The sequence below is a fragment of the Rhizobium sp. PEPV16 genome (assembly GCF_008919455.1).
Lineage (GTDB): Bacteria > Pseudomonadota > Alphaproteobacteria > Rhizobiales > Rhizobiaceae > Rhizobium > Rhizobium leguminosarum_Q.
On record NZ_VSZV01000343.1, the window covers coordinates 48,198 to 49,291 of the forward strand.

General features: G+C 61.3%; 1 pseudogene. It reads left to right on the plus strand.

Annotated features, from left to right (window positions below):
- Nucleotides 1–1,094 (plus strand): annotated as a pseudogene (gene dnaE2, locus FY112_RS38090) (error-prone DNA polymerase); the annotation flags it as partial.

The window sequence follows — 1,094 nt, forward strand, 5'->3', positions numbered from 1 at the left end:
GAGGGGTTCTGCCGCCAACAGCGCCGTCTGCTACATTCTCGGCATTACCAGTATCGATCCCTCGACAAACGATCTTCTGTTCGAGCGTTTTGTATCCCAGGAGCGCGACGAGCCACCGGATATCGATGTGGATTTCGAGCACGAGCGGCGCGAAGAGGTGATCCAGTGGATTTATCGCACCTATACCAGAGAAAAGGCAGCGCTTTGCGCGACCGTTACGCGCTACCGGGCGCGTGGTGCGATCCGCGATGTCGGCAAGGCGCTCGGCCTGCCCGAAGATGTCATCAAGGCATTGTCGTCAGGCATGTGGTCCTGGTCGGAAGAGGTCTGCGACCGCAATGTCCGTGAGCTCAATCTCAATCCGGACGACCGGCGGCTTGTGCTCACGCTGAAGCTTGCCCAGCAACTGATGGGCGCGCCGCGGCATCTTGGCCAGCATCCGGGCGGGTTCGTCCTCACCCATGATCGGCTCGACGATCTCGTGCCGATCGAGCCTGCCGCGATGAAGGACCGTCAGATCATCGAATGGGACAAGGACGACGTCGAAGCCCTGAAATTCATGAAGGTGGACATCCTGGCGCTTGGAATGCTGACCTGCATGGCCAAGGCCTTTGATCTGATCCGCGAGCACGAGGATCGGGATCTCGACCTCTCTGACATCGAGCAGGAGGATCCTGCGACCTATGCGATGATCCGCAAGGCCGATACGCTCGGCACGTTTCAGATCGAAAGCCGCGCGCAGATGGCGATGCTGCCGCGGCTGAAACCCCGGACCTTCTACGATCTCGTGGTGCAAGTCGCCATTGTCCGGCCCGGTCCGATCCAGGGGGATATGGTGCATCCCTATCTGCGCCGGCGCGAAGGCAAGGAGGCAGTCGAATATCCGACGCCCGAGCTTGAGGCGGTGCTCGGCAAGACGCTTGGCGTGCCGCTGTTTCAAGAGTCGGCGATGCGGGTGGCGATGGTCTGCGCCGGCTTTACCGGCGGCGAGGCCGATCAGTTGCGCAAGTCGATGGCGACCTTCAAGTTCACCGGCGGCGTCTCGCGCTTCAAGGACAAGCTCGTGTCCGGCATGGTGAGGAACGGCTACACGC